This is a genomic window from Nocardioides sp. (genome assembly GCF_031422975.1).
GTDB lineage: Bacteria > Actinomycetota > Actinomycetes > Propionibacteriales > Nocardioidaceae > Nocardioides.
The window spans coordinates 1-4,180 of record NZ_JANPEO010000261.1 but is presented as its reverse complement, the minus strand read 5'-3'; the positions used below and the strand labels follow the sequence as shown (position 1 = coordinate 4,180).

The window sequence follows — 4,180 nt, the reverse complement described above, 5'->3', positions numbered from 1 at the left end:
TGCCGGTGCCCGTCGCGCCGGCGACCAGACCGTGGCGGTTGAGCATCCCCAGCGGTATCCGGATGTGGACGTCGGAGAGGTCGGTGGCGGTGAGCATCAGGCCGCCGAGCTCCAGCGCCGTACCCTCGAAGGCATAGCCGGGTGCCACGGCGGCGGCGATCGGGTGCTGCGCGTCCGGCGTCTCGGGAGTCTGCGTCATGGGCAAAGCCTAGCCAGCCCGAGCGCTGACCCTCCCCCGTGCGGGGGCGTCGATATAGTCGCGTCGTGATCTTCAAGCGCGTCGGCCAGGGGCGTCCCTACCCCGCGCACGGGCTGGAACCGCGTGACTGGGCCAAGATCCCGCCACGGCAGGTGCGCCTCGACCACCTGGTCACCACCAAGGACACCTTGCAGCTCGCCACCTTGCTGGACGAGGACTCGACGTTCTACGGCGACCTGTTCGCCCACGTCGTCGAGTGGCGCGGGGACCTCTATCTCGAGGACGGCCTGCACCGCGCCCTCCGCGCAGCACTGCACCAGCGCAACATCCTGCACGCCCGGGTCCACGAGGTCGCGGCCTGATGCCTGCCCCCCTCAAGTCCGCCCTCACGCTGCTCGTGCTGGCCGCGCTGCTGCTCGTCGCCGCCATCTGGGGCTGGCGGGCCGCGACCAAACCGTTCCCCACGTCGGAGCCCCCACCGTTGTGCACCGACGTCACGCTGCTCGCCGGCACGCAGGTCTTCGGCGACCAGGTCGCCGTCAGCGTCTTCAACGGCAGTGACCGCAGCGGCCTGGCCGGGGCCACCATGGAGCAGCTGGAGGAGCGCGGCTTCGTCGGCGCCGACAGCGGAAATGCGCCGGCCAAGATCAACGGCGTCCAGATCTGGAGCGACGAGCCACGCAACGCAGCCGTGCGGCTGGTGGCGCGGCAGTTCAAGTCGGCCAGGGTGGTCTCGGGTGAGAAGCTCGGTCGCGGCATCGTGGTCGTGATCGGCGAGTCCTTCAAGTCCTTGCGCACGAAGGAGGTCGAGTCGGTGACCGCGGTCGAGAGCTCGACCTTCTGCAGCCCGCCCGAGAGCCAGTAGGGCAGCTAGTCCGGCTGTTGCCTCGGCTCGCCCAGCCACTGGGCCAGCCGGCCGCCGGACGACACCTGGCGCAGACGCTCCTCGGTGGCCTCTCGCGCCTTGCGGGGGGTCACGACGATCAGGTCGTCGCCGTGCCGCAGGACCGTGCGCCGCTCCGGGACCAGCGTCTGTCCCTGCCGGATCACCATCGACACCGACGCGCCCGGCGGAAGGCGCAGCTCGCCGACCTCGACGCCGTGCATCCGCGAGCTGGGGGCGATGGTCACCTGGAGCAGGTCGGCGGCGACCCGCTCCAACGGTGCCGCCTCCACCTCGAGCCCCCGTGGCTCAGAGCGCCGGACCACGCGCAGCAGGCGGGCGACCAACGGCAGTGTGGGACCGGTGAGCAGCGTGTCGACGACCACCATGACGAAGACGATGTCGAAGAGCTGGTCTGCTCCGTCCACGCCCTCGGCGAGCGGGATGGTGGTGAGCACGATCGGTACGGCGCCACGCAGCCCTGCCCACGAGATGAACGTCAGCTCGCGCCACGGCATCGGCTGGACGATCGAGCTCATGAACACCGACAACGGCCGCGCCACGAGCGTCAGGATCAGGCCGGTGGCGAGGGCCAGGCCGACGGTGTGGAGGGTGATCCGGTCAGGTGAGAGCAGCAGGCCGAGCATGACGAACAGCCCGATCTGCGCCAGCGAGGCCAGGCCCTCGGCGAACGACCTGGTCGCGGCCCGGTGCGGCAGGTCCTGGTTGCCGAGGATCAGCGCGGCGACGTACACAGCGACGAAGCCCGAGGCGTGCACGGCCGACGCGCCGCCGTACGCCACGAACGCCAGGCAGAGCACGGCCAGCGGGTAGAGGCCGGAGGACGGCAGCGCAGCACGCCGCATCACCCAGGCGCCGGCGACACCGGCCGCGATGCCGACCAGGGTGCCGACGAGGAGCTCGAAGACGATCGTGCCCGCGACACTCGGCAGGCCGCTGCGCGCAGCCGCACCGGTGGAGATGATGGAGACGAGCACGACGGTGGGGGCGTCGTTGAGCCCCGACTCCGCCTCCAGCGCGCCGGTGAGGCGCCGCGGCAGGCGGACGACGCGCAGCACGGAGAACACCGCGGCGGCATCGGTCGGCGAACAGACGGCACCCAGCAGGATCGCCAGCTCCCACGGCAGGCCGAGGACGTAGTGCGCGCCCACGGCGACCACGGCCACCGAGACGGCCACCCCGACGGTGGCCAGCGAGACGCCCAGCCTGATCGAGGGCCGCATCTCGCGCCAGCTGGTGGTGAGACCACCCTCGGCCAGGATCAGCGCGAGCGCACCGAAGCCGAGCGCGTGCGCGAGCTGGGCATCCTCGAAGTCGATCCCGAGCACCGACTCACCGAGCAGCACGCCCATGAGGAGGTAGAACAGGAGGCTGGGCAGCCCGACCGGGGCCGAGAGGCGCACCGCGAGGATAGCTGCCAGCGTGACCAGGGAGCCCACGAGCAGGAAGGAATCGAGCTGGTGGACATCGAAGGTCACGGCCACCTCACTGTTCGCCCGCTCGGATCGAGCCCTGATCCTATCGGTGCCGACGGGGCGCCCCGCCCACAGAACTGGAACGTGTTCTAATCTTGGGCCATGGCCGACGAGACCCCGGGCACCGCAGTGCCACCCGTGCTGGACGAGTCGGTGCTCGCGGGCGCCGAGGCCTTCGACGTGGTCGTCGTCGGCTTCGGCATGGCCGGGGCGTGTGCCGCTCTGGAGGCCGCCCGGGCCGGCGCCCGGGTGCTGCTGCTCGAGCGGGCCGCCGTGCACGGCGGCACCTCCTCGATGTCGGGCGGCCACTTCTACCTCGGTGGCGGCACCGCCGTCCAGCGCGCGACCGGCCAGCACGACTCCCCCGACGCGATGTTCGACTACCTGATGGCCGTCACGCCGGCACCGGACGCCGTCAAGATCAGGGCGTACGCCGATGAGTCGGCCGCCCACCTCGACTGGCTCGAGGCACTGGGATTCGAGTTCGAGCGGTCCTTCTTCGCTGGCAAGGCGGTCATCCAGCCCGGCACCGAGGGCCTGATGTACACGGGCAACGAGTTGGTCTGGCCGTTCCGCGACCAGGTCCCGCCCGCCCCACGCGGCCACAAGGTGCCCCGGCCGGGCGACACCGGCGGCGGCGGGCTGGTGCTCGACCTGCTGGCCGAACGGATCGCCGAGACCGACGCCGAGGTGCGGTTCGAGACCGGCGCGACCAATCTCGTCACCGATGGGTCGGGTGCGGTCGTCGGCGTCGCGTGGAGGCGCTTCGAGGAGACCGGCGTCGTGCGCGCGGCATCCGTCGTGATCGCCGCCGGCGGCTTCGTGATGAACCCCGCCATGGTCGCCGAGCACACCCCCTCGCTCGGCTCGAAGCTCTTCACCCTCGGCTCGACGTACGACGACGGGCTGGGGCTGCGCCTGGGCAGGTCGGTCGACGCCGCGTGGGAGCACATGGACGAGGCCTTCATCACCGCGCCGTTCTATCCCCCGTCGGACTTCGTCACGGGCATCGTGGTCAACAAGCTGGGCCGGCGCTTCGTCGCCGAGGACTCCTATCACTCGCGGACGTCCTACAACGTGTTGCAGCAGACCGACGCTGCGGCCTACCTCATCCTCGACAGCGCGCACATGGCCGAGCCGACGCTGCCGCTGTGCCCGCTCATCGACGGATGGGAGGCGGTCGAGGAGATGGAGGCCGGCCTCGGGCTGCCTGCGGGTGCACTGGTCGAGACGCTGTGGGCGTACAACGAGAACGCGGCGCGCGGCGAGGACCCCGACTTCCACAAGCACCCCGACTGGCTGGCTCCGCAGGACCAGGGACCGTGGGGCGCGTTCGACCTGACGCTCGGCACGGCCGTCTACGCCGGTTTCACCCTCGGTGGCCTCGCGTGCGATGTGGACGGCCGCGTGCTCACCGAGGCCGGGACGGTGATCGCGGGCCTGTACGCCGCCGGCGCCTGTGCGGCCAACATCGCGCAGGACGGCGCCGGCTACTCGTCGGGCACCCAGCTCGGCGAGGGGTCCTACTTCGGGCGGCGGGCCGGATGCAGCGCCGCGGGCCGACGCGCGGCGTCCTAGATTGCAGCATGACTTCGCGCCTCG

General features: G+C 71.3%; 5 protein-coding genes. 3 read left to right on the top strand and 2 right to left on the bottom strand.

The features are described 5' to 3' along the window. Positions 1-199: helicase HerA-like domain-containing protein (locus tag RMO85_RS07735; protein ID WP_397203396.1), on the bottom strand; the 199-nt coding region annotated here is incomplete at its 3' end. A gap of 65 nt (positions 200-264) precedes the next feature. On the opposite strand from RMO85_RS07735, the gene RMO85_RS07730 reads away from it, so the two are divergent. Continuing rightward, the gene (locus RMO85_RS07730) at positions 265-561 is read left to right on the top strand and encodes a type II toxin-antitoxin system VapB family antitoxin (RefSeq protein WP_310528144.1); all 297 of its coding nucleotides are present in this window, start codon (positions 265-267) and stop codon (positions 559-561) included. After that, entirely contained in the window at positions 561-1,064 is a 504-nt protein-coding gene (locus RMO85_RS07725) for a LytR C-terminal domain-containing protein (RefSeq protein WP_310528143.1), read from the top strand. The genes RMO85_RS07730 and RMO85_RS07725 overlap by 1 nt, the downstream gene beginning before the upstream one ends. 5 nt (positions 1,065-1,069) lie before the next feature. On the opposite strand, the gene RMO85_RS07720 is transcribed toward RMO85_RS07725, so the two are convergent. Continuing rightward, on the bottom strand, positions 1,070-2,581 hold the full coding sequence (locus RMO85_RS07720) for a potassium/proton antiporter (protein WP_310528142.1): 1,512 nt from the start codon (positions 2,579-2,581) through the stop codon (positions 1,070-1,072). A gap of 99 nt (positions 2,582-2,680) precedes the next feature. On the opposite strand from RMO85_RS07720, the gene RMO85_RS07715 reads away from it, so the two are divergent. Then, positions 2,681-4,156, top strand: coding sequence for an FAD-binding protein (locus RMO85_RS07715; protein WP_310528141.1), 1,476 nt, complete (start codon positions 2,681-2,683; stop codon positions 4,154-4,156). Positions 4,157-4,180 lie beyond the last annotated feature (24 nt).

What these genes read in the sequence shown, in the direction of transcription:
- RMO85_RS07715 (WP_310528141.1), top strand. Translation starts at nt 2,681, where the DNA reads ATGGCCGACGAGACCCCGGGCACCGCAGTGCCACCCGTGCTGGACGAG.
- RMO85_RS07725 (WP_310528143.1), top strand. Translation starts at nt 561, where the DNA reads ATGCCTGCCCCCCTCAAGTCCGCCCTCACGCTGCTCGTGCTGGCCGCG.